Source organism: Methylobacterium haplocladii (assembly GCF_007992175.1).
GTDB lineage: Bacteria > Pseudomonadota > Alphaproteobacteria > Rhizobiales > Beijerinckiaceae > Methylobacterium > Methylobacterium haplocladii.
Genome location: NZ_BJZT01000044.1, coordinates 1 through 23,823, shown reverse-complemented (window position 1 = coordinate 23,823; position 23,823 = coordinate 1). Strand labels below are relative to the sequence as shown.

The following is a 23,823-nucleotide window of genomic DNA, read 5'->3' as shown; positions in this document are numbered from 1 at the left end:
AGGACCGGTCGCCCACCATGGAGTGCGGGACGCCTGTCGTCCCGCCTCCGGAGCCGAGCCCCGCCCTCGACAACGTGGAGATGCGTCGATGAACATCGCCTTCACCCCGAAGAACCTGGCCCGCGTCCGCGGCGTCCGCAAAGCCGATAAGGCCACCAACCGCAGGAGCTTCTGCGGTGTCGTTCCCTGGTTCGATCTCGACAACCTCATGGCACCGACCGGGAAGCGGCGGTCCTCCAAGGAAGGTCTAATCGAGTTCGAGTCCTTGCTCGAGCACGACTTTCTCGTACTGACCCGGTCCGACGGCATCACGACGAGCGTCCGTCCGCAGCCGATCAGGTTCCACTGGTGGGATCCTCGCACTTCGCAGTGGCGTGTGCACATCCCGGATTTTGCGGTGATGCGCAGGTTCGTTCCGAAGCCCGTCTACATCCAGGTCAAGCCGAAGGCCGTGGCCGATGCGCTGTCCGAAGAGCTTGGTTTGATCAAGGCCGCCTTCCGGCAGCGCGGCCTGAGCTACGAAGTCTGGACCGACGAGGACATCCGTCGCCAGCCGCGGTTCTCCAACGCGGAGCTTCTTTTCGACCAGTCCGGTCCCCTCGAGGACGTCGAGGCGCTCGACCGGGTCCGCAAAGTCCTGAAGGAGGCCGCTCCTTCGGTCCTGTCCGTCGCCGAGGTGAGGGAGGCGGCTGGGATCGGACCCAGGGCCTTCCAGGCCATCCTGCGGCTCCACATGCGCAACGAGGTCGACCTGAACCTCGAGCGCCCGCTCGACGCCAAGGCGCTCGTCCAGCCGACCTTCGTCGACTGACCGGTGACGCTACGACGATCGCGGAATGCCCTGCGATCGCCGGCGCCCCGTCCCCATCCATCGAGCGCCCAGTATTCTCGAATACAAACCGAAAGGTCGGACTATGAAATCCCTTTTTGACTATGAATTTTCGGCCATAGCGATCGAGTTGCGCGAGATGCTGACGGGTATGCGCTCCGTCGCCAGTCTCCGCGAAAGCGATCGCGTGATGATCGATGGCGACTTCTGGACGGTCACGTGTACCGGGTTCGACTTCGTCCTGCTCGAATCGATGCGGGACAATACCGCGAGGGTGTTCACCCGGACCGATCTGGCCGAACTCTGGCTGACTAGCCGAGCTCACTTCGAATGCTTCCGCTCTGTGAAGGAGCTGCTGGAGGAACCCGGATCTTGGGCTTGGAGGCGCCCGAACCACGCCCAGCGCCGGCGGCCGAATTGGATGAGGGGAGATTCTGAATACGATCTGGTCTCCGGCATGAACGACGAGCTGGACGTCGAGAACGCACTCGACGGGCTCTTCGAACCGGCACGGCATGCGACGGCAGCGAGCAAGCCCGATGTTTCCGCTCGTGCCATGTCGCTTGCGCAGTCCGCCTTTCGGCACGGCACCGATTCCGACGACATCCTGTTCGACGGGATCAGGATCGGCGAGGTCCCGCACCGCGATATCCCCGTCGTAGATCGGTTCCGTTGCCTCGTAACGGGTCGGGGGCGTTGGAACGGCGAGGAAGTGATCTTCGTCCGCTTGCAGGACGAGAGTTACCGGACGGCGTACCGGAAGGCCGATCTGATCAAGGCTTGGCACGAGGGCAAGGCGCGTTTCGAACGCTGTTTCGGGCCGTTCATCGCCGACTATCTCGAGCAGACCTTGCTGGGAAAGTGCCGCTGGCACGTCCGCAACGCTTTGATCCCCGAAGAGCTGTGCCTGCCGATCGGGCGATAGCCTTGGTCGGCAATAGGGGCGGCGGTCTGCCTTGCAGCGAACCGATTCCGTCCATCGTCACCGTCTTCGCTCGCTCGGTTTCGATGCGCAGCGCTCGCCCGACAAGAGGCATCGAAGGAATTGCAATGAACGCGTCCATTGAAACCGGCTTGCACGACGACGTCCGCAACGACGGCACGACCGAACCGGTCAGTCTCACCTCCGAAGGTGGCGCAGCCGCTCTCGATCACTGGGACGAACTGATGATCTCGTGGCTCGAAAAGCGGACGCGGATCGAATTCGGATCCTGGGCCTGCTGAGGGTCCGCCCGAGGCCGCCGATCGCAACGCGATTGCGAGCCGCTCTCGTCCCGCCGCCCCTCGGCTGACCGAGGGAGCGCTGGCGGCGCGGATGCTCTCCGCGTCTCCGCGTCGGATCGTTCTCCATCCCTCTCGAATCCTCGTTTTCGAACCGAAAGGCGAAACCATGCACTCCGATCTGCCGAACGAGTTCGACGCCGCATCGATCGGCACGCGTCGGATGATGGCCGGCCTCGAAGCTGTCGGCACCCTCGAAAAGCACAAGCTCGTCCTGATCGACGGCCGCTTTTGGAAGGTACGCTCGAAGGGGCTCAGCATCATTCTGCGTGCCCTCGACTTCACCAGGACGCAGGTCCTCTGGTGTGTGGACCTTGCCGAGCTCTGGCTTTCGAAGCGTGCGCATTTCGGCAGCTGCCGGTCTGTCGAGGCGTTGCTGGACGAAGCCGGATCCTGGGCTTGGCGTCGCTTACCGTGTGCTCTTCGCGGCAAGCTCTCGTCCGACGGAAGGATGCTGACGTTCGAACGCGCTCTCGATCGGTACGAGGGCAGCGATCACATCGTCGGGAACGCCAGCCGTCTGTCCGATCCGGTCCGCTGGGGAATATCCCGCAAGGTCACGTCCTGCGCATACAAATATCGGGCAACCAGCCCGGCGGACAGGTTACGCAAAAGCATTCGCCACGTTCTTCGCCTCGCCGACTGCGAGGCCCGTGAATTCTTCCAGTATAGGGAGCATCTGCGCACGTACGGCGACCGGCCGTTTGTTGCCGACCTTCTCGATAGCTTCGCTCGGAGGGGATGGCGCCCTTTGGCCTACCCCTGGAAGACCCATCGCTTCACGCACGAAAACAGCTTCGCCTGACGGCGGTCTGCATCCATCCGGCCACTCGGCGCGATCTGCGCCGAGCGCCATCGTCCCAATCGCCTCGGCCTGCGCCGATCGATCGAACAGAACCCGGAAGGACCCATCGGATGCATGCCTTCAGCTTTCCGACCGCCCTGAGCTCCCTCCTCTCGGTGAACCTGACCGAACGAGACAGCCTCGTCGTAGACGGCTTCAGCTTCATTTCTATCCGTACCCTTCAGGACGGGGTCGAAGTCCGGTCCGAAGGCTGCGGCCTGGTCCGGTTCCTGTCCTGGGACGCTCTTGGAAGTTTGTGCTCGGAAGAACGCCTGCACATCGAGCATGGGCGCGCCGGAATGGCATCGGCCGTCGTCGAGTTGGCCGACGAGGATGCCGGTACGAGCGCCTCGGTCCTCCTTCTCGAATTCGGTCCTCCGTCCGATCGCTCGCGGCGCCTGAACTGAACGACGGCGCCGCCGGCGGTCGAACCGATCGATAGGACCAGCGACGCCGCCCGGCGAAGCACCCGGTCCGGTCGTATCGCGTAGGCGCCGTTGACCCATCACCCCACCAACAACGCGCTCCGACGACGAGTGCGAACAGAGAGGCTTTGCATGAACCCGTTCCGCCTGACCGACGCCGACGTCGTCGTGATCGATGGCATCCGCCTCAAGCCGACCGCCCTTCTGGAGGACGGCATCCTGCTGCGCTCCGACATCGTAAGCTCGCCCAATCCTTTCGGCTGGGACGAGCTCATGTCCCTGTGGCTCGAGAAGCGGATGCGGATCGTCCCCGCCTCCTGCTGAAGCCTTCTGCCCGCCCGGCACTGCTCCGTCCGATCGGACGCCGCCGCGGTGCCTGCGAAACATGCCGAACCGCATTCCCGTCGCAGCATGCTCCCACCGAGGAGCGTGAACAGAGAGGTCTTGCATGAACCCGCGCCGCCATCCCCGCGCACCCGGTATCGACCATTCCGCGATGGCGGTGTGCTGGCCGTCCAAGATCGTGACGGATATGGGCGCCGACTACCGCTCGGACAGCCTTGCAGCGACCTGCGCGCAGCTCGGCATTCGGTTCGTGTCCGACGAGTGCTCCGGCCGATGGAATGCCGTTTCGGCGACGGCGTCGGCCGTCGCGTCGCCTTCCGGCACGTGCGCCGGTCCCGAGGTCGGACACCGTCCGAAGGCTGAATACCCGCCGGACTAGCTCGCCGAGACCGTCGTTCGCGACCGCCGAGCCCTTCGCCGTCGATCGACTGCATCGGTCTCCCGGTCGGACGCCGACCGATCGCTCCTTCCTTCCAATCCACCGCAACGCGCTCCGAGGAGGAGCGTGAACAGAGAGGTTTTGCATGAACCCGTTTCGCCTGACCCAGGACGATGTCGTCATCATCGACGGCGTTCGCTTCTCTCCCACCACCCTTCTCGAAAACGGCATCGCGTTGAAGCCCGAAGGCGGCGGCGCGTCCAAACCCTACAGGTGGGACGAGTTGACGAAGCTCTGGCTCGACCAGCGTCTTCGCATCGAACCGCAGGCCGGCAAGGGCCTTCCGGCCAAGCTCATCGAGGACATGCGCCGCGACATCACGAGCTTCACGGAAGAGCAGCAGGCCATCGCCAAGCGTCGCCATCGCTACGTCCGCGCGCTCGAGTTCGGGCTGTCGCTGCGGAACATGAGCCGTCTCAAGCAGTATCGCCCCTCCCAGACGAAGAAGCGTTCGCGCATCGTCCTCCAGGCGAAGCCGCTGGACCTGCTGTGCCGCCGCGTGGCGAAGGTCATCGAGCCGAACGGCGTGGACGACGCGCCGAGCGGAGCCGCTCTCCTGAATTGGTATCGCCGGTACCAGCTGTCGGGTGGCTGCCTGTCGGCCCTCGTCCCGCAGCGCCAACACCAGGGCAACCGCAAGCCGCGCCTGTGGGCGCCGGCGTACGAGATCATGAACCGCTTCGCGGTCGCTCAGTATCTGCAGTCCGAACGCCCCAGGGCGACCGACATCTTCTGCATGGTCCGCGACGAGATCCGCAGGGTCGCGCGCCAGCATGGGAAGGATGAGGCCGAGGTCGAGTCCGCCGTGCCCGACATCCAGGCCTTCTACCGGACGATCGCCGACATCCAGTCGCGCGAGAAGACCTACTATCGCGACGGGCCGCAGGACGCCGACCGCAAGTATCGCATCAAGGGGCGCGGGCCGCGCTACCAGCGCCCGGGCGAGGCTGTCCAGATCGACTCCACGAAGCTGCCGATCGTGGTGCGCTGCCCGCTGACGGGGCTGCGCTTCAAGCAGGTCACCCTGACCATCGTCGTCGATCTGGCGACCCGCGCCATCATCGGCTTCTACGTCGGTCTGGAGGAGGGCTACCCGACCATCCAGGAGGCTCTCCGGATGTCGATGATGCCGAAGACCTGGCTCGCGAACCTGGAAGGGATCGACCATCCGTTCCTGGGGACGTGCAAGCCCGGCAAGGTCTTCACCGACCAGGGCGCCGACTACCGCTCCGCAGACCTCATCATGGCGACGGGCCAGCTCGGCATCCGCCTGCTGCACACGCCGGCCGGCCGTCCCGACCTCAAGGGGATCGTCGAACGCCAGATCCGCGAATTCAAGGAGACCTTGTTCAGCGGCATGCCGGGGAGCCTGTTCAAGAATGGCGGGCGCAGGCCCGAGTACGACGCAGCCGGCAACGCCAAGCTCACGCTCGAGCAGGCGAATTGGGCCGCCTGCAAGTATCTCTGCGACGTCTTCATGCGGAAGTGGCACGAGGGTATCGACGACACTCCCGCCGAGAAGTGGAGGAAGCTCGCCGACGTTCATCACGTCGACATGGCACCTTCGGTCGACCAGCTGATCCCCCTCATCTCGTCGACCAAGGTCGTCTCGGTCCAGCACACCGGCATCGAGTGGATGGGTCTGTTCTACGGCCACGGCTCGGAACAGCTTCAGGCGCTGCTGGACCGACATGGTCCCGGCAAGGTCAAGTACCAGTTCAAGATCGACGCGATGGATGTCGGTCGCGGATACCTGCTCGGTCCGGACGGCCGTTGGATCACGCTTGCCGCGTCGGATCCGGACGCTCGCGGCCGTACCCGTCACGACCATCTCGTCATCCGGGCCGAGGCCCGCTCGCGCCGGAAGGCCAACGAGCGCGTGACCCAGGCGGACATGGACGCGGCGAAGCGGCTGCTGCGCGCGCCCCAGGAGGAGATGAACAACCGTAGGGCGTCGAAGCGGGTCACGAACCGTGCCGCCCGCTTCCTGGCCGCCAAGGTCGATCCCCTGGCCGAGATCAAGCACGACTTCCACGCCTTCATCGGCATGGAGGACGCGAGGGACGAGTTCGAGGACGGCGTGGTGACCGCCGAGTACGAGCTCGTGCCGGCCGAAAGGCCTCGCCTTCCCGCTCCGCCGACGCCGTCGTTGCAGGAAGCCGAGGCCGACCCCGACGCCGGCGTACCGCCGGAGGAGGTCGTCGAGACGGAAGTCGACGACGACGTGAACCCCATTTCGACGACCGACGACGCGGCGCCGCCTGCTTCCGGCGCGCCCGCGGTCGCCGACACCGAGATGCCGACTGCTGCCGTCGTGGACGCTGCCGTCGTCATGCCCCGCCGCAACAGGAGCGCCACCTTTGTCGACTTTGCCTGAGTTCCGCCCCCTGTCCCCCGAAGCCGAGGTCGTGCTGACGCGCATGAAGCGGCAGCTCGTCGAGAGCCATCCTGATCTGGTGGAGGGCGTCAAAGCCATTCACCGGCTCGGCCGTGCCTACGACCGCAACGAGCCCGGCTCGTTCGTCCTGCTCACCGGTGCCGCCGGTACCGGCAAGACGACGATCATGCGCCAGTTCATCCGCGAGGAATACGCGCGGATCGAAGAGGATACCGGTCGCCCGCCGCGGATCACGCCCAACGGCCTCCATATCCCGGACGGCCCCGAGGGCGACGAGCGGTCGGCGATCTTCGTCAACGCCCCGAGCTCCCGGTCCACCACTGCGCTCGCCACGCAGATCCTGCGGGCCTTGGGTGCCGAGGTACCCAGGAACCTCCATCGCCATCAGGTCCTGGATCGCCTGAGGGTCCAGCTCGTCGGGCAGAAGACGCGCGTCTTGTTCATCGACGAGTTCCATCACCTCGTCTCGCAGAACGAGACCGTGGTCTGGGAGCTGTCGGAGCTCGTCAAGGACATCCTGGTCGAGACCAAGGTCCAGATGGTCCTCAGCGGGATGCCGGTGGCGGCTAGGCCCGTCGATGCGAACCCGCAGCTCGACCGCCGGTGCCGTCACCGCTTTCCTCTGGTCCCGTTCGGCTGGGGTGCGGACGAGGCCGACCAGAAGCCGCTCCGCGAGTTTCTCGTCGACCTGGAAGCCGGCATGGACCTGTCGGAGCCCTGGAATCTGGCCGATCCGAAGCTGGCAGGCGCGATTCATGCCTCGACGGGCGGCATCGTCGGTCGCGTGACCCGGCTGCTCTCGATCGCGCTGGAGCACTCGCTCGAAGCGGGGGTCGGGCGCATCGACGGGCAGTGGCTCGGCTACGCACACGACGTCCTGAAGCCCACCGGCGACAGGACGAACCCCTTCGACCAGCCGAAGGGGCCGCAGCAGGCGACCCGGCGCCACAGCCGGCCGAACCTCCCCATGCGCACGCGCGGTTCCCTCACCGGCAAGCCGTCCGACCCGACCTACGAAAAGAAGGCGCGTACGGCGTGAGCCCTTACCCAGAGCAGGGGGCCGTGATCTTTCCGATCCGGCCCCCTTACATCCTCGGCGAAACGGCGTGCGGCTACACGCTCAGGCTCGTCGAGGCGAACGGCTACGACTGGCGGAGATCGACCTTCGCCAGTCGCGGCATCCGGATGAAGGATCTCACGCACGGCACGACGTCGGCGTTGGCACGGATCCTCGACCCGGCGATCGTCGAACGCATCGATTGGTTCACACCCAGGGCCAGCGAGACCGGGGGTGTGATCCTATGCGGCGAGGCCTTTCAACCGTCGCAGATCCTCTATGACCGACAGCGCTTCTGCGTGGGGTGCTGGGCGGATGATTCAGGTCGGAGCTACGGCTCTTCGAGGAGACCTCTTCATCTTCGTGGTTGGTGGTCGGTCGCGGCCCTCATCTCGTGCCCGCTTCATGCGATCCGGCTTCTCGATCGTTGTGCGGAATGCTCGCGGACGAACAGGATCGGGCAGGCCAGCTGCACTTCCTGCATGTGCGGAGCCGATCTGGCCCGGGTTGCGCGTATCGAGGTGCCATCCAGTACCCTGGCGGCGGAACGGTACGTCGTCGGAAGACTCGGGGGCCTGCCTCGGATCTTCGATCCGGTTCTGGACGGTCTGCCGCTCGGGGATGCCGTAAACCTGATGCAGAGGCTCGGTTGCTGTCTCACGGCGGGTCGCGACGTCCGCTTCGGTAGACTTCCAACCGAGCGCCGGTCGGAAATGATGCTTGCAGGCTACCACGCGATCCAGCGCGGGCCCGAAGGCGTCGAGGAAGCGCTCGAACTTCTGTTGGCGGCGCCGGGGCGTCTAGACCAGCTACGCGTGCAGATCGGGCAGCTCTACTGCTGGTTCTCCCGCCTCCCCAAGGGTCGTCTCCAATCATGGATGGCCGAGAGGATCGCGAACGTCGTCCGGCGTCATCGGATCTCCTGGCAGGGCTGGGATCGACATGTCGGATCGTCCCCTGTCCCGGATCGGATCTCGGCGAGCCAAGCCAAGCTCCTATTCGGCTCCGGATGGGAGCGAACTGTCGCGGTCTTGGAAGCGGCGGGTCTTAGATGCGAACTTCAGGATCGATGCCGTCCCACCGTCGACCGCCGCCAGGTCCAGATGCTGGCGAAGCGGCTTGAGACCCTCGTCGACGTGAACGCGCTCGCGAAACGTGTCGGCATCACACCGGCCTCGGTCCGCAAGCTTGTCGAAGCGGAGATCCTTCCTCTCGATCCTCTAGGCCAGACCGCTTCTGCATTTCCGAGATTCGATCCCGCTGCAGTCGAGGCCATTCTCGGGAAAATGGCCGGACGTGCTCCGTTCGTCGCTTCGCCTCCGAAAGGGTCCGCCTGTCTGGCCGCGGCCGCGCGCAGTGTCGGCATCGTACCTCTCTGCCGAGCTTTGCTGGAGGGACGCCTCGCTCCGATCGGACAGCTGGAGGCCGGCCCGGGATTCAAACGGATCTTCGTTCCAACGACAGGGATCGTCGAGGCATGTCGCGTGCGGGAGCTTCCCCAGGTCACACTTTCCGAAGCGGGCCGTATCCTTCGCATGCGCCAATACGGACTGGCATTGATTGCCGGCACCGGCCTCATTCCGGTCGGCGAGAATAGCCGGGGTCGACGCGTACTGGATAGAAGAGATGTCGAACAGTTCGGAAGCCGCTTCGTTTCGACCACGGAGCTCGCCCGATCTCGGTCGACGAGCGCCAGGGCGATTCTTTCCCGACTGACGGCAGCAGGTTGCAGACCCGCGATCGAATTGGCTGTTCGCGGGCAAATCGAAATCCGTCTATTCGACCGCTCCTGTGAGATTTATCTTAAGACCCCTCAAATGAAGGCGCGGGAGCGTTCCGCACCATCGGATATTCAAGGCCGTTATCCGGTGTAGACGCTCGGCATCGGCAGGCCAGCCTTCAAAAGATCTGCCCTTCGATAGAGTGTTGTTACATTGTTATCGGGCAGCATGACGGCAATGATTCCATGCTCTTTCTTGAGTGCAGCTCCCAGCATTTTGTTGGATATGCCCATAAATTTACCAAGTTTTGATCCAAGCACAAAATTGGCATCAAATTTTCGGAATTCTTCTTCGGTAATCCAGATTTTCTTGCTTTGCTCCTTCACGTGAGGCTTGATGATGCCTCGATTTATAAAACTTCCTACCGTATGGGGATGCAGATCGATCCGCGCACCGAATTCGTCTTTGGTTATACAATCATAGACCCTGCCAAGGCTTAGGCGGAGGGCCTGGACATCTGCTCGCGAGATAAGGATCGCAGGTATGCCTGAAACATCTTTCAGGCGACACTTCGCTCGCAGAGTTCCATCCTGCAGCGCTTTTAGGAGTGCTGTCAGGCAGGTGCCGCGCGTGCTGGCGGCGAAAATTGTCTGCCAATCGTCTTGCGCTCGTTTGAGTATCGGCGCGTCGCCCATCAGACTTTCCAGAAACCGGTTAGGCAAATTCTTCGAGAACAAGTGCTTGTTGCTCTGAGCGCCTTGAAAGACATGGATCGGCTCGATCAGTCCGGCGCGCATGATCAGACGCAATTGTTTTTCCGACACCTGAAGCGACTTTTTTAGTTCTTTGGCGTCGATCGTCGATTTGAGCATTCCGACGATCTTCGTGGCCACCTCTTCGGGGACGCCGTCCGCCTTCATATCGTGTTCGGGACCGAGGAGTCCGAGTGAACGGCCGACCCTCGACATCCGCCGAGGATTCACGTCGAGTTCGGCATCCGAGTACCAACCCGGCACGACGGTGGAATCCAATCCCCGCCGGCCGAGCGTCATTCGGATCCTGGCCCTAGGAACGTTCTCGGCAACGAACTGCCGCAGCGTGCATGCGACCGGCTCGAGAGAGTCATCCTTCCTGTAGTCGATCGTGGTGTAGATCGAACCGAACACCTTCGGCAGCGACCACCCCTTCACGGGTTCTTCGGCATTCTTCCAGAGTCGATCGAGCAGCTTGAGAAAATCAGTTCGGGATCGGGCGCTCTGAAAGCCTGTTCGCAGCAGGGGCGCGTTGCCGATGAGGTGTTTGATGCGCGCCCGGTGGCCTGTTCCGTGGGTCGAGACGGCCCCGCATGTCGCTACGATTTCGCAAGCGCTCTCGAAGCTCAAGCAGTCTAGGAGATCCGAATCCACTCGTTCCGCAAACCCGAGGCGGCCGAGGACATATGCCTCCCAGGCGCAATCTTCTTCATCGAGGAGCGGCTCGGGACACTCCTTCTCCAGACCGCCGTCGAAGCGGGGCTTGTGAAGTCGGATTCGGTGGAGCGGGCAACGATGGAGTGCAAGCAGGTCCCACCATACCCTCCTGCGCACTCCGGAATCCTTTCCGGCGGCATCGGCGATCCGGTCGTTTCGGATGCAATGCCAGCACACCACCGGGCGGGCGCGTTCGAGGAACTGCTTCCCGAACGTCTCGGCTCCTAGCGTCCAATCGAAGGTGCGGTCGTAGCTCGGCGTCCCCTTGCAGAGCGCGCTCTCATCGACGCACGCTACGGCCGCCAGACGACCGACCTCCGTTCGGTCGCCGATACCGATCGCGCGCGCCGAAAGCCCGTAGTCGCGCGCCAGGCATTCGACGGACGAGCCGTTTCCAGCGGCCAACCTTTCGAGGAAGGAGTAGGCAGGCTCGCATCCCGCAGGAGCACCGACCCGCAAAGGCGTCCTGCGAAGTTTCCACGGCTTCGGAACGGCTGCAGCATCGGCGGACTTCGGGGAACGACCCGCAGACGAGGATGCCCGTCCGACGGATGTCGACCGGATCGTCGCCGTACGCTTCGCGGTAGATTTCGCTCCCGGTCCACCTCGGATTGCGACGTCCGGAAGCTCGCCGGTGATCGCGGCAAACGGGTCCGGATCATCGCAGACCAATCGTTGGGCCACCACGGGGATGGCTAAGGCTCGAGGTTCCCGACTATTCGGCTGGCCTCGTCCGACCATTTTGCGTGCGGGCTCGAGAGCGGTTGCGTGTTCGGTCGAGCCGATGATGGCGAAGGGATCGCCGGCATCGATGGGCATGGGGCCTCCGGGACGCGTGGATGCGAAGCTGTCGATGGGACGGGCTCCGCTTGGGCCTCCCCCCGACGACGGCTTCGAATCCAGGCGTCCCGGAGGCTGAACCAAGCCGTACGAAGGAGCGGACCGAACCTCGCCGTGCGGGAGAGGTTGCGGGCCGCACACGTTCGCCGGCAGCGGGGCGTCCGACGCCAATTCGGCGCTCACGACGGGAGTCCCCTGGACGGTTGCCCGTAGCGATCGATCGACCCGGCAGTTGTCGAGAACGGGCAGTCCTCGGTGATGGGCCGGTTGATCTCCGCCGGGGCGGAGGTACGTCGGTAGTCGAACATGGCCTTCTCCCTTTCCCTTCTCTCGTCTGATCGTCCGGTTGATACCGAGCGCAGCTCGAGCTGCGCTCGGTCGTTGGTGGGCCCCTGGCTTGGGGCCAACGGCCTGGCTTTCGCCTGCCGATCGTGGTCGCTTTCACTCCGCCCTCCTCGAAAGCCCGTCGGTCTTTCGTCCGGCCTATGAGGACCCCCTCGCGGGCGTCCCCTGGATGGCGTGGTGGCCCTTGCGCCCAGGGCCACCGTTCTTGCCGTCTGTCGCCGAAGTTGAGCGGCTTCGTCGGTCCCTCCTTTCGCTCGTCTGATCGTCTGGCCGAGACCGAGGGCAGCTCGAACCGCCCTCGGTCGTTGGTGGGCCCCTGGCTCGGGGCCAACGGCCTGGCTTCCGCCTGCCGGTCGTGGCCGCTTTCACTCCGCCCTCCTCGAAAGCCCGTCGGTCTTTCGTCCGGCCGATGAGGACCCCTCGCGGCTGTCCCCTGGATGGCGTGGTGGCCCTCGCGCCCAGGGCCACCGTTCTTGCCGTCTGTCGTCGAAGTTGAGCGGCTTCGTCGGTCCCTCCTTTCGCTCGTCGTCCGTGTCGGGTCGCCGGCTCCCGCTCCGACACGCTTGGTGGCCCTCGCGCATTCGGAGCGGTGCTTGGCTTGCGGTCTTCCGGACCCATTCGACCTCCTTCCGATCCGGGCCATTTCCCGAGGTCGGCGGCCTCGCCGCCCTCGGTCGTGGTGGCCCGGTGGGCTGGTTTGCCCGTCTTCTCCGTCGTCGATGGTCCGATTGGGCGCTCATGGCGGCCTCCTGAGATTTCCGGGGGGGATTCCGAGCGCAATCCGGGCATGGCTTCGCCGTGGTGGCGAAAAGGCCCGGAATGGCCGGCTAGAGAGCAGGGCCGGACACGGAGGTCCGGTAGTGGCTCCGCGGCGCCTGGACCGATCGCTGCAAGCTCGATCGAATGGCGAAGCGGAGACCGATATCACCCGTGTCCGGGATCAATCGGGGTGCGCCGCTCGCGCGGCGCGGGAGAACGTTTCTGCTGGGAAGTGTCGTAGGGGCCTTGAGGCGCGCCTACGAACGGGGGGTTCGACGGCGTGCCTTAGGCGTTACGCACTGGTTCCAGCAGAAGCGCTGGTATGAGGTCGAACCGGGTCATTTCAGCCATCTCTACCGGAACAGTTTGTCCGGAGTTGCTGTCGGGGACACTATCGATGCTCGGAATCGCAGCAGGCGACAAGGTGCTTTCCAAAACAATGGCTCAGCTTCATCGCAGTTAGTTAATCAAGGACTAGAGCATTCGCGATCATTCGTCGGATTTAGCACATAAGGTCTTGATTTTGCTATCGTGAGCGCGCCCTCGGCACCGATCACGTCACGGTCTTCTTCCATACCTCCGAGCACGATCGCGATCGGCCGCAACGATCGGTCTCGACCGTCGTCACGTTGCCTGAAGCAAGCAACGACACCCTGGTCCTGGCGAAGGCCTGCATCCATGGCGTTCGAATGACTTGGCGAGACGGCTATCGCTTTTCGAAAGCCGGCATCGTCACGACCGATCTAGTGCCGCTGGCGGCGTCTCAGCGCGCGCTTCCTGGCCTGGGTCAGCTCGACCGCAATCACGGTGGGGCATTGATGGCTGCCCTCGACGCTTCGGTCGCAGCTCCGTCGTTCCGGCAGCCGCCGGGTTCCCGCCGAAGCGGGGCTGGTCGACGAAGTTCGAAATGCGCTCGCTGCGATACACGACACGGTTCGACGATCTACCGATCGTGATGGCGGCATGATCCCGATGAAGCGAGCGCCCACCTGCGGCATCATGAGCGGTCGCGCCGTTCAGCAGATCGTCCGTCAAACGCAATAGTTTTCGTTTTTAAGTCGTGTTATTGCGGTTTTATGCCGAGGCTTCCCTACGACGTGGACCTTCATGCACAGATTCGAACACTCGTCGCCGAGCACGACGGGAACGTCTCTGCCGCGGCGGAGGCTCTGGGGGTCTCCTACATGCTGTTATGGAGATTCGAGAAATCGGGGAGCGCTCTAGCGCGAAATCTTGCGGCCATCCGCGTCGGCTTGGTCGGGCTGGAACGCGCCGAGGATGCTCAAGAAGACGCAGCACCTCGCAGAAAAACGAAACACAAAAGCGAAAAAATTGCGCTATTATCTCAATCGGACGTTGCGCGGCTGAAGGGCATGCTGCATCATCTGGTACGGGCCTTGGATGCCTACGAGGCGGAAAGCTCCGATCCTGCCCGTACCGGCAGTGGCCGGACGCCGTCTTGATCACGACTATTCGACCTGCGAGACGACCGCGATGAGCAGGAGCGAGTTGGTGCACAAGCTGGTTGACGCGGGCGCGAGAGGGGATCGCGATGCGCTTCATCGGACGATGGATTTGCTCGTTGCCGAAGCCGCGAGCGAAGGACGTCACTCGGAAGCGCGGAGATTGAGCACCGCAGCGCGCTCGGCCAAGACCTCCTCGGTGGCGCCGCTTTCCAGCGCCCGTAGCCTACCCGACTCGGTTCGCGACCTACTCGTAAAGCGGGCTCCGCGGCGGCGCCTGACGGACTTGATCCTGCCCGAAACCATCGTGGAAGACGTCCAGGAGTTCGTGGCGGAACAAGCCGAGGTCAGCCTGCTCCGATCGCAGTCGCTCGAGCCTCGACACGCCGTACTTCTCGTCGGCCCTCCGGGCAACGGCAAGACCAGTCTCGCGGAGGCGATCGCCACGGAGATGGGACTGCCTTTTCTGACGGTCCGCTACGACGGAGTCGTCGACAGCTTCCTCGGCGAGACGGCGTCCCGGATTCGCCGTGTCATCGAGTACGCCGCCGCTTCCCCCTGCGTGCTTTTCTTCGACGAGTTCGACGCGATCGGGAAGGAGCGCGGGGACATCCACGAAACCGGCGAGATCAAGCGGGTCGTCAACTCGCTCCTCGTTCAGCTGGACGAATTGCCCAGCCATTGCGTGATCGTCTGCGCGACCAACCACCCTGAACTTCTCGACAGGGCGGTATGGCGCCGCTTCGAGCTCAAGATCGAGCTGCCGCCCCCAGGCGGCAATGCGATCGCGCGCCTCTTCCAGCGCCTCGTGAAAGCGATCGGCGACACGGGACTGAGCGAGGCGCAGTACGTGGAGGCGATGCAAGGACGAAACATATCCGAAATCGAGCAGTTCAACCTTGACGTGAAGCGGCGTCTAGTGCTGTCCAAGGGCTCGCTGAACTCGAGCCAAGCTGTTCGTTCCGTTCTGAATCGCTGGTCACGCCAGTTCAGCCTCGCACAGATGCCATCGAGGCCGAACGAAGAAAATGGCAAAACGCCCGATCGTAAGAATTCAACGCCAGCCAGACGTCGGAAACCGAAAGCCGGGAAGAAGAGCTCGCTTTCCTCGCAAGATTCCCTACCGGGTACAGTCTGAGCGGCGCGGAGAAGAATTCAGAAAGATCGAGAGAGATCTAGTTCGAGTCGAACAAGGGCTCGACGTATCCTTGGACCCGGCCGCAGTTGCGCCGGAGCGCGCGCTGGTTTTCGAAGTCCTCGGACCTGTCAAAGCGTTCGCCGATGCGGCCGCCCAGAGCGGCTTCGACTGGCTTGCGGAAGACTACCTCTCCGAGATCCAGGCCAGCGGTCTGGAGGCCGAAGAGGAGGCCGAAGACGCCGGCGGGGACAGCGAGGACGACGACAAATCGACGTCGCTCCTCTACCTCACCATGCCGACCATCGAAGGGCTCAAGCGTCTGCTCGCCTGGTGGAAGCGCTACACCGCCGGCGAGGATGCGCCTTCGGATGTCGCGAAGCGCTGGTGGAACCTGTTCGGCTACCTCTCGGAGGTCAGGGTCTGGGGGCCGCAGGACAGGGTCGATCCTTCTCTCGCTCCATACGTGCAAAACCTCCTCGAGAACGACCCCAAAGGTCCGATCAAGGTTGAATTCGACCTGTGGTTCGTAGGTCCGAAGGAGCGGCAGGAGACTGCGCTTGAAAATCTGGCGAAGCTCCTTGCTTCGGAAAATGCGGAAATCCTCGACCACGAGAGCATCCCGGAAATCCGGTACCACGGGGTGCTGGTGAAGCTCCCGGCAGAGGTAGCGCGTGAAGTTGCCGAGCGTAACGGTGCCTTGGCCGCGGCGCCGATGGTCATGACCATCCGCCCACAGTCCTTGAGCGCGTTCATCACACCTTCGACCGCTCCTTCGGCAAAGCAGACTCGACCCGTCCCGGCCGCACCAGACCCGCGACCCGCGCTGGCAGTGCTGCTCGACGGCTACCCTGTTCAAGGGCACGATCTGCTACGCAACCGCATCGACATCGAAGAGGTCGATGTGACCGGTGCGCAAGCGCCCGTGGCCTCGCGCTTCCATGGCACCGCCATGGCATCGCTGATTCTTCACGGGGATCTGGCCGACCAGCAGGCTTCGTTCGATCGCGTTCTGAAGGTCGTACCGATTCTCGCGGCACCACAGGGCGCCCATTTGGAGTCGACGCCGAGCGACAAGCTACCGCTGGCCATGGTCTACAGGGCCGTGAAGGCACTCGTCGGCCAGAATGGCTTGGCTCCCGAAGCCATCCTGTTCAACCATTCGATCTGCGACGTGAGCGCGCCCTTCGTTCGGCGACCCTCCGCCTGGGCGAAGCTTCTCGACCACCTCAGCCACCAGCATCGGATCCTGTTCGTCGTCAGTGCCGGCAACGTCCATGCGTCCATTCCTTTGGGGGCCTACGACGACCACGCGGCATTCCAGAGCGCGGATCCGATCGCGCGCGCAGTCGAAATTCTTCGAGGCATCGAGGCCGCAAAAGGGACGAGGGGCATCCTCAGCCCTGCCGAAGCCGTCAATGTCGTCACCGTAGGGGCGCTCCACTCCGACGGTTCGGGCAATTGCCCAGCGCCCCACGTCGATCCCTTCGGGTATCCCGCGGCCAATATCTGTTCGGCTGTCGGTCTCGGCGTGAACCGGTCGGTGAAGCCCGACGTCGTCCTGCCGGGAGGTCGGCAGATCGCGAGACCGGTTCCTCACGGAAGCGGGTTCGCTTTCGCCGGGGACGAAATCGAGGAGATGGGTACGCAGACGGCCGCGCCGGACATCTACGGGGCGACACTGGACTACGTGCGCAGGTCGACCGGGACGAGCAACGCTGCCGCTCTGGCGACGCGTTCGGGCATCCTCGTCGCAGAGACTCTCGAGGATCTCGTCGCGCAGTCCGGTCAGAACCTACATGGTCTGCGCACGCGTGCGGTCATGCTGAAGACGCTTCTCATGCATGGCTGCGGGTGGGGCGACGTCGGGAGGCTTCTCGATCAAGCCTATCCGCCTCCGGAAGCAAAGCGCGGCAGGAGACGCCGGGAGACCATCACGCGGTTTCTCGGCTTCGGGCAGCCCGACGTCTCGAAGGTCCTCGAGGGCGACGCCAACCGGATCACGCTGCTTGCCGACGACATGATCGCAGCGGAGCAATTGCACGAATACCGGCTCCCGGTGCCCCAGGATCTTCTCAACAGCCGCGAATTGCGGAGGATCACCATGACCCTCACGTGGTGCACGCCGATCCATCCCGCCACGACGACCTACCGGGGCGTCACCCTCGATCTCGTCGACGAGAACGGGAAGCGCAAGTTCTGGGATGCCGTCTCGCCGAAGATCCAGCCGCACCCCGACGACTGCCGACGGGGCACGACCTTCCACCGGGTCTACGAAGGAACGAAGAAGATCAAAGCCATTCCTTCGGGAGGCCTTTTCCTGGGTGTCCAGGCGCGTGGGCTGCACGATGATTTCGCGACCACGCCGATCCCGTATGCCTTGGCAGTATCGATCGAGGTTGGACAGAACGTGAGAGCCGACATCTATGCCGACGTCCGATCGCGCGCGCGCGTCCAGGTGCGGCAGCGTGAACGCGTCTAAGAGCCGGGGACATTCAGAGCATGGCCAACGACGACCTGATCCTCGGCAAGCGAACCGCCAGGGAGATCGCGGAGTATCTGACGCTCATCGGCGACGAAGAGTCGGCCGAGCGCTTCAGGGCGGCGGAAGCCGCCGTGAAGGGTATGGGGGCGGGTTGGGATGCGTTTCTCGGTAAGGACCAATGGGCCTACGGAAGTATGGTCGTCGGTTTCGTCGACGCCGACGATGAGCACCGTGTCGGGATCTCTAATGCGAACGCGATCGAGGCCGATCAGGGTCTCAGGGGGAAACGCGTCAAGATCTCCCTCGAGGGGTTCTACGTCCAGAGCTATCCAGGTAGCGGGAAGCATCGCATCCTCTGCGAGTTCTCGGGCCGCAATCAGGTCGCGGGGGAGAGCGAGGAACTGAAATTCGCTCTGACGGTCGAAGCGAGAGACGGCGAAGGAGCGGCGATCCAGGGGAAGCCCATCTTCATGGGCGTCACCATCGGTGACGATGGCTTGAACTTCATGGGTGAGACCGTGAACGTATCGAGCTCCGAGGACGACGTGATCCTGGATGCCCTGAACAGCGATGCCTTCAAGCAGGGCTTGGCGCTCGCGACGATGGTCCAGCCGGCCCTGAAGCCCTTCACCGGTCTCGCGACCGGCGTGGTGAAGGCGGTGCTCGGCCGCAGCAAGAACAAGAAGGTCTTCAAGTTCGATCTGGGCCTCGACTTCAACAAAAGCCATCTGTCGGTCCGATTGCGGCGCGGCTCCTACGTGATCGTCCAGAAGGGCGCCGGGGACTGGAAATGGGAGAATTTCGAGTTCGAGCGCGCGACCCGACAGATCTATCGGAAAGCCGATGGCGAGCCACTCGAGCTGAACTATCTCGTCGTGGGCGTTGACGATTTCCTCGGCGAGCCCGCTCCGCCGAAGGCTCCACCCAAGGCCCGGGCCCCAAGGCCATGATCTAAGCTCTCTGAATTCGCTGCGGGATGATGTCCGGCGCCGCAACGCGCGAGATGCCGACCGGCTGCTACTGGCCGAAGTCGGATTCGCGAACGGGCGTCGCCAGGAGGCGTCTCCCTTCCGCTTCCGCCATCGAGCTCCCGACAAGCACCTCGCTCGCGCTCAGAGAGCGTGGAGTCCGGTGAGGGGCATGTCGACGTACATTCCATCACCGTTGATGCGGGTGAACATCCCGTATCCGTTGAGAAGCTTTTCGAGGATGGCGATCAGCGGATCGTAGACGCTCAGATCCTCCCAGGCCTTGAGCTTCATGTACGGCTGAACCCCCTCGCGGCAGACTTCGATCAACCAGCCGGTCGGTAGCCGTTCGAGCTCTTCCAGCTTGTCCGAGTATCGCTTCGCGAGTTCGGGATGCTCCTCGGCTTCATGCGCAACCCAATCGGCGTGCCCAAGACCATAGCCGAGCGCCTGGAAAAGGAACGTGAGGCGCCTCACCACGACCGGCCAGAACGTCTGCATGTCGCCGTGCAGGCGGTATCGCCGTCGCTCCGAACGAATCTGATCGTCCACCTCCACCATGGCCTCGCCGAGCATCTCAAGGAGCTGGAGGCCGTGTTCCGGCACCAGCCACGCGGATCTGCGCTGCGCGCTGTACTCGGATGCGCATGGATGAACCAACGGGAGAAGCTCCTGCTCTCGGCCGTCACGCGCTCTGGCTGCGCGCCATCCGCCCGGGAACGTGCCGCCTAGGAGCCGCAGGTCGTCGACGTGGACCAATTCGTGGACGAGCAGCATGAGGGCGAAGCCATGATCGGGATGCTCCGGGTCGAGGATCTGCCGTAGCAAAGGCGCCCAGATCACCACGACGCTCCAAGGCTCGTCGTCGCGAACGACAAGGCACGACATGGCACCGCCTTGCCCGTACTCGTTGGATGTCGGTACGGTCGGCGCGATACCTTCGCCCCGTTCGAGGCTTGCAAGCGCCTCTTCGTAGTTCATCGCGATGACGATTGCCTCGAGCCGGCTGAGATCGAGCCGACGGGAAATGGATTTCGCCAAAGCCAAAACCCCACCACCCAGTTCGCGGGCATCGGCCTCTTCCTCCGATGGCCATCCCCTCAAGGAGACGTTGAAGACCGAAGGTAGGGTTTCCGGCGGCAACCGGTCGGTGAGGGTTGAGGAAGTGTCGGCACTGTCCAAGGATCTGTCCTTCGAACCGGCAATGAAGTCGAGAAAGGGGGTGGGCGCCGACCGGCGTGTCACATGAGCTGCTTGGGGGCCAGGATCTCGCGCAGTTCCCGTTCCTTGGGCACGATCGTCAGATACCCGATGGTGATGGGCATCGGTGACTTGTCCGGCCAGTTGGCGCCGACCATCTTCGTCGATCGAAGGGCCCAGAAGAGTCGAAGGTCGAAGCTTTCGAGCTCGTTCTTCAGCCGCTCCAACTCCTCGCGGTAGCGGCGCCTCTCCGTGAACGAGATGTCGTCCCACACGTCGACGAGATCCCGCATCAGGTCGAACATGCCGGCGGCGAGCTCCTGAGCCTCCTGAGGGGCCTCGTCGTCGCAATGGAGCAGGGTTGCACCCGCCTCGTCGACCATGCGGGCAAGCTCGGACCCGCTCTCCACGATCGAGACGGGCACCGGGACGTGGTCCGGAAACTGTTCCGCCAGCGTCTCCTTGTCAGCCTTCCGCGCGTCGGCAATCATCCCCTGAACGGTCTGGATGAAGGTAGGATCGTCGAAGATATCGACATTGTCGTAGCCGAAGCCTCTCGCCAGAGCGCGGCGGGTCGTGACGGTCGTCGGTTGTCCCGTCTCGACGCGCTGCACGGTGCGGACGTTGACGTTGGCCGAAGCGGCAAGCGCCTCCTGCGACCAGTTGGAAGCCGTTCGAAGGGCCTTCACCCAGAAAGCCAGTAGATTGGGAGAGAGCATCAGAGTGGCCGTCGCCATGTTCCGCCTCCGTCGGCATCTGCGTTGCCGTGGAAGCTATGCTCGCGGAGAAAGTCGGACCACGACACCATCCCGACATTAGACCGAAACGTGATCTCGTGTCGGTTACGGATCGAATGCCGCCCGTCACTTCGTCGGCTCGACTCGCGTCCGTCGATCCTGATGTCGGCAGCTTGGTATTTCGGTGGTCGCATCGCACATGTTGGTCAAAAGCGACATAAAGCTCGCTAATGTCGATTGCAGCCGACATCCGCGATCTGAGGCTTGAATTTGCGCCTCATGTCAGTTAAAAACGACATCAGACGGGTTACCGTCGTTTATAAGCGACATTTGCGATGCGTAAGAGCTCCCACAGCAACCCACTCCCCTATGAGGCCAGCCAAGCCTTGCGTCGGCTCGGCGCCAACCTAAAAACCGCACGGTTGCGCCGCAACGAAACGCTCGAGGCTATCGCCAGCAGAATCGGCGTACATCGAACAACCTTGTCCCAAGTCGAGCGGGGCGATCCGACTGTTACTGCGAGTACCTATGCGGCTGCTCTTTGGGCATATGGGCTCACGGATCAGATCGCCGAGGTTGGAGCTCCTGATAAAGACGCCGTCGGTAAAGCTTTCGAAGCATCGGGAGCGAGGACACGTGCGCGCACCTCGACAGAGGGGCTAAGCAGTGACTTCTGAATGCTACGTTTATGTCACTCTGCCTGAGACAACCGAACCGGTTGTGGCCGCCCGGCTGAAGGTCTCCAGCGACCACCAGGGAAACCAAGTCGGCCAGTTCGTCTACGGAAACAGCTATCTCGCTCGACCCAACTGCGTGCCGCTGGATCCGGGGCGCCTGGCAGTGCTCGACAACAAGGTGAAGCAGTACGCCGGCACGAGTGCCATCTTCCCATCTCTACGGGATGCCGCCCCCGATCGTTGGGGGCGGCTGATCATAGAACGCGAATTCGGCGGCGAACTGAATGAACTCGAATACCTCCTGTATTCGCCGGACGATCGGGCAGGAGCACTGGCATTCGGTCTGAACTCGGTGCCACCAGCCCCGCTTTGGCAGTTCAATCGGACACTGCAGCTTCCTGAATTGCTTGAGACATCCGATGCGCTTTTGAAAAAGGAGCCGGTTCCCGACCCGATCGTCGCACAGCAAGTCCAGAAGCTTCATCTTCTGGGAACGTCGATGGGTGGCGCTCGACCCAAAACCGTCGTCGAAGATGAAGAAGGCCTCTGGCTCGCCAAATTCACGCGTCCAGACGATGCATGGGACAACCCGCGCGTCGAACACGCCATGTTGGAATTGGCGCTAAGCTGCGGTCTTTCCGCCTCGAGATCAAAGATCGTCGATGTGGGGGGGCGTCCCGTGCTCTTCGTGAAGCGCTTCGATCGCGAGAGGGTCGATGATGGCTATCTGCGGCACCGTATGATCAGCGCCGTCACGTTCCTCGACGCTAGCGAGAGTTCCGCGGACCGTACGCGCTGGTCCTACCCTCTTCTGGCCGACGAACTTCGAAGGACGGATATCGACCAGGCCAACTCGCGCCGCGAACTGTTCCGACGCGTGGTCTTCAACGCACTGATCTCGAACGTTGACGACCATCCTCGCAACCATGCTTTGATCGCGGATGCCGGTGGATGGCGTCTCGCGCCCGCCTACGACCTCGTGCCAACTCCGATGATTGCGCAGGATGGAAGAACGCTGGCCATGGTCGTGGGCGATCAAGGTCGCGTTGCCACTAGGGACAATCTGCTGACGGAGTGTGCTCGATTCGGCTACGAGTGGGACGAGGCCTCGTCCCTCATCGATGAGATGCGATCGATCGTCGAGAATACTTGGTACAACACCTGCCGTTCGCTCGGAGTGATACCGGCCGACTGCGAGCAGATAGCGAATGCCTTCGTCTATCCGGGCTTCCAGTGGCGTGACGATATCGATGCGGATGAAGCGCCAGTCCCAGTCCCAAACTTCTGAAGCCGCACGGACATGCCGCATAGCTACGAAGAGGTCCGCGAAGCTGTCGTGGACTCGCTGCTGCAACCGTCGAAAGGCTTTGGCCAGGGCCCACCTGACCAATGGATGTCGCTCGTCTCTGCGGTGGCCGAGCGACTCGCACCTGCAGCACGGGAACGCGGATCCAGCGGCTCGATCTTCGGGGATGCTCCTCGTGCGGACCCGCATGATGCCGAACTCCTGCGAGACGTCTTCTGGGACCTGTTCCGGCAAGGCTACATCACGCTCGGCATCAACTCCTCGAACCCTGGTTGGCCGTTCTTCAGACTGAGCCACTTCGGCCGCAATACGCTCGCGATTGGCACGCCGCACCGCTTTCACGACATCGCCGGGTACGTCCGCATGCTTCGCGAGGCCGCTCCGGAAATCAGCGACGTAGCCGTTACGTACGTCGAAGAAGCTGTCGCTAGCTTCTACGCGGGCTGCATGTTGGCAACGGCCGTGATGCTGGGCGCTGCTGCCGAAGCCGAGTTCATCCGGCTCACGGAAGTGGCCGAGAGCAGCGTGGCGCACGGCTCGACCTTCAAGGGCGTATCGAACGAACGCTTCATCAAAACGAGGATCACGAAGTTCAACCAAGCGCTGGCTCCTCTTCGATCGTCGCTGAAGCCCAAGCGGGATTTCGAAGACCTCGACACCAACCTCACGCAGATCCAGGCCGTGATCCGTGCCGCTCGGAACGACGCGGGTCACCCGAGTGCGTCGCCTCCCCCCAGCCGTGAGCAGGCCTACGTCAACCTGCAGCTTTTCGTTCCGCTAGCACGACAGATGACAGCACTAGGTCGCGCGCTGACATGATCCAAGGTTCGTCTCCACCTGCAGCGTCCGTTCGATACAAGGCATTCTCGCCGACACACCGCTTCACCACACCAAGCGGCCGGCGCCGATCATCACCCGCAGCGGCATCGGGGGATGCCAGTGATCCAAGATATTGTGAAAATGCGAAATAATTGAAATATGAGTGACTACGCTTAAAAGAGCGAGCCAATCAAAATATAGACGTTAGAAATACGAGAAATGCTTCTAAGTTTTATCAATGACTTAGTAGATTGCCGCGTCAATAATTTGGGTCGTGCTAC

At 63.1% G+C, this 23,823-nt stretch carries 20 protein-coding genes and 1 pseudogene; 18 read left to right on the top strand and 3 right to left on the bottom strand.

The features are described from left to right. Positions 1–88: 88 nt before the first annotated feature. The 10 genes from MHA02_RS19620 (at position 89) to MHA02_RS19580 (ending at position 9,492) form a co-directional block, all read left to right on the top strand. On the top strand, positions 89–811 hold the full coding sequence (locus tag MHA02_RS19620) for a hypothetical protein (RefSeq protein WP_147081898.1): 723 nt from the start codon (positions 89–91) through the stop codon (positions 809–811). Positions 812–968: 157 nt separating this feature from the next. Next, positions 969–1,754 (top strand): hypothetical protein, encoded by a 786-nt coding sequence (locus tag MHA02_RS19615; protein ID WP_147081896.1) that lies wholly within the window; start codon positions 969–971, stop codon positions 1,752–1,754. 2 nt (positions 1,755–1,756) lie between these two features. Beyond that, positions 1,757–2,053, top strand: coding sequence for a hypothetical protein (locus MHA02_RS22295; protein ID WP_210245092.1), 297 nt, complete (start codon positions 1,757–1,759; stop codon positions 2,051–2,053). A 166-nt stretch (positions 2,054–2,219) separates the two neighbouring features. After that, complete coding sequence (locus tag MHA02_RS19610) at positions 2,220–2,915, top strand: hypothetical protein (protein WP_147081894.1); 696 nt, start codon at positions 2,220–2,222, stop codon at positions 2,913–2,915. Positions 2,916–3,025: 110 nt separating this feature from the next. Next, a complete protein-coding gene (locus tag MHA02_RS19605; RefSeq protein WP_147081892.1) occupies positions 3,026–3,361 on the top strand; it encodes a hypothetical protein in 336 nt (111 codons plus the stop codon). Positions 3,362–3,511: 150 nt separating this feature from the next. Then, positions 3,512–3,703, top strand: a complete 192-nt coding sequence (locus MHA02_RS19600; RefSeq protein WP_147081890.1) for a hypothetical protein — start codon at positions 3,512–3,514, stop codon at positions 3,701–3,703. Positions 3,704–3,827: 124 nt separating this feature from the next. Next, entirely contained in the window at positions 3,828–4,103 is a 276-nt protein-coding gene (locus MHA02_RS19595; protein ID WP_147081888.1) for a hypothetical protein, read from the top strand. A 145-nt stretch (positions 4,104–4,248) separates the two neighbouring features. Further along, positions 4,249–6,540, top strand: a complete 2,292-nt coding sequence (locus MHA02_RS19590; RefSeq protein WP_147081886.1) for an integrase catalytic domain-containing protein — start codon at positions 4,249–4,251, stop codon at positions 6,538–6,540. Then, complete coding sequence (locus tag MHA02_RS19585) at positions 6,524–7,600, top strand: AAA family ATPase (RefSeq protein ID WP_147081884.1); 1,077 nt, start codon at positions 6,524–6,526, stop codon at positions 7,598–7,600. Before MHA02_RS19590 ends, MHA02_RS19585 begins: the two co-directional genes overlap by 17 nt. A 23-nt stretch (positions 7,601–7,623) precedes the next feature. Next, a complete protein-coding gene (locus MHA02_RS19580) occupies positions 7,624–9,492 on the top strand; it encodes a TniQ family protein (protein ID WP_170249361.1) in 1,869 nt (622 codons plus the stop codon). Here MHA02_RS19580 and MHA02_RS19575 read toward each other — a convergent pair. Continuing rightward, the gene (locus MHA02_RS19575; protein ID WP_147081880.1) at positions 9,480–11,627 is read right to left on the bottom strand and encodes a TniQ family protein; all 2,148 of its coding nucleotides are present in this window, start codon (positions 11,625–11,627) and stop codon (positions 9,480–9,482) included. The genes MHA02_RS19580 and MHA02_RS19575 overlap by 13 nt on opposite strands. Positions 11,628–13,282: 1,655 nt before the next feature. On the opposite strand from MHA02_RS19575, the pseudogene MHA02_RS19570 reads away from it, so the two are divergent. The 5 genes and pseudogenes from MHA02_RS19570 to MHA02_RS19550 all read left to right on the top strand — a co-directional run. Then, positions 13,283–13,719: pseudogene (locus MHA02_RS19570) on the top strand (DUF4113 domain-containing protein); the annotation flags it as partial. Between the two features lie 130 nt (positions 13,720–13,849). Then, on the top strand, positions 13,850–14,215 hold the full coding sequence (locus MHA02_RS19565) for a hypothetical protein (RefSeq protein WP_147081878.1): 366 nt from the start codon (positions 13,850–13,852) through the stop codon (positions 14,213–14,215). A gap of 31 nt (positions 14,216–14,246) precedes the next feature. Next, a complete protein-coding gene (locus MHA02_RS19560) occupies positions 14,247–15,353 on the top strand; it encodes an AAA family ATPase (protein ID WP_210245091.1) in 1,107 nt (368 codons plus the stop codon). 70 nt (positions 15,354–15,423) lie between these two features. After that, entirely contained in the window at positions 15,424–17,832 is a 2,409-nt protein-coding gene (locus MHA02_RS19555) for a S8 family peptidase (protein ID WP_170249357.1), read from the top strand. Between the two features lie 20 nt (positions 17,833–17,852). Beyond that, a complete protein-coding gene (locus tag MHA02_RS19550; RefSeq protein ID WP_147081874.1) occupies positions 17,853–18,785 on the top strand; it encodes a hypothetical protein in 933 nt (310 codons plus the stop codon). A gap of 162 nt (positions 18,786–18,947) precedes the next feature. Here the strand turns inward: MHA02_RS19550 and MHA02_RS19545 are convergent, their stop codons facing one another. Continuing rightward, complete coding sequence (locus MHA02_RS19545; protein WP_147081872.1) at positions 18,948–19,985, bottom strand: hypothetical protein; 1,038 nt, start codon at positions 19,983–19,985, stop codon at positions 18,948–18,950. 59 nt (positions 19,986–20,044) lie between these two features. Then, positions 20,045–20,740 carry a helix-turn-helix transcriptional regulator gene (locus MHA02_RS19540; RefSeq protein WP_147081870.1) on the bottom strand — a complete coding sequence of 232 codons (696 nt, stop codon included), beginning with the start codon at positions 20,738–20,740 and terminating at the stop codon, positions 20,045–20,047. Between the two features lie 335 nt (positions 20,741–21,075). Here MHA02_RS19540 and MHA02_RS19535 point away from each other — a divergent pair, with 335 nt between their 5' ends. The 3 genes from MHA02_RS19535 to MHA02_RS19525 are packed head-to-tail and all read left to right on the top strand — an operon-like array spanning position 21,076 to position 23,542. Continuing rightward, positions 21,076–21,417 carry a helix-turn-helix domain-containing protein gene (locus MHA02_RS19535; RefSeq protein WP_147081869.1) on the top strand — a complete coding sequence of 114 codons (342 nt, stop codon included), beginning with the start codon at positions 21,076–21,078 and terminating at the stop codon, positions 21,415–21,417. Positions 21,418–21,460: 43 nt separating this feature from the next. Continuing rightward, positions 21,461–22,705: a type II toxin-antitoxin system HipA family toxin gene (locus MHA02_RS19530; RefSeq protein WP_238180079.1), complete on the top strand. Its 1,245-nt coding sequence runs from the start codon at positions 21,461–21,463 to the stop codon at positions 22,703–22,705. 12 nt (positions 22,706–22,717) lie between these two features. Then, positions 22,718–23,542: a hypothetical protein gene (locus tag MHA02_RS19525; RefSeq protein WP_147081865.1), complete on the top strand. Its 825-nt coding sequence runs from the start codon at positions 22,718–22,720 to the stop codon at positions 23,540–23,542. Positions 23,543–23,823 lie beyond the last annotated feature (281 nt).

Excerpts from the sequence above, each read along its gene's own strand:
- MHA02_RS19595 (WP_147081888.1), top strand. The coding sequence starts at position 3,828 with ATGAACCCGCGCCGCCATCCCCGCGCACCCGGTATCGACCATTCCGCG.
- MHA02_RS19540 (WP_147081870.1), bottom strand. The coding sequence starts at position 20,740 with ATGGCGACGGCCACTCTGATGCTCTCTCCCAATCTACTGGCTTTCTGG.
- MHA02_RS19535 (WP_147081869.1), top strand. The coding sequence starts at position 21,076 with ATGCGTAAGAGCTCCCACAGCAACCCACTCCCCTATGAGGCCAGCCAA.
- MHA02_RS19605 (WP_147081892.1), top strand. The coding sequence starts at position 3,026 with ATGCATGCCTTCAGCTTTCCGACCGCCCTGAGCTCCCTCCTCTCGGTG.
- MHA02_RS19560 (WP_210245091.1), top strand. The coding sequence starts at position 14,247 with ATGAGCAGGAGCGAGTTGGTGCACAAGCTGGTTGACGCGGGCGCGAGA.
- MHA02_RS19525 (WP_147081865.1), top strand. The coding sequence starts at position 22,718 with ATGCCGCATAGCTACGAAGAGGTCCGCGAAGCTGTCGTGGACTCGCTG.
- MHA02_RS19575 (WP_147081880.1), bottom strand. The coding sequence starts at position 11,627 with ATGCCCATCGATGCCGGCGATCCCTTCGCCATCATCGGCTCGACCGAA.
- MHA02_RS19600 (WP_147081890.1), top strand. The coding sequence starts at position 3,512 with ATGAACCCGTTCCGCCTGACCGACGCCGACGTCGTCGTGATCGATGGC.
- MHA02_RS19615 (WP_147081896.1), top strand. The coding sequence starts at position 969 with ATGCTGACGGGTATGCGCTCCGTCGCCAGTCTCCGCGAAAGCGATCGC.
- MHA02_RS19610 (WP_147081894.1), top strand. The coding sequence starts at position 2,220 with ATGCACTCCGATCTGCCGAACGAGTTCGACGCCGCATCGATCGGCACG.
- MHA02_RS19620 (WP_147081898.1), top strand. The coding sequence starts at position 89 with ATGAACATCGCCTTCACCCCGAAGAACCTGGCCCGCGTCCGCGGCGTC.
- MHA02_RS19550 (WP_147081874.1), top strand. The coding sequence starts at position 17,853 with ATGGCCAACGACGACCTGATCCTCGGCAAGCGAACCGCCAGGGAGATC.
- MHA02_RS19590 (WP_147081886.1), top strand. The coding sequence starts at position 4,249 with ATGAACCCGTTTCGCCTGACCCAGGACGATGTCGTCATCATCGACGGC.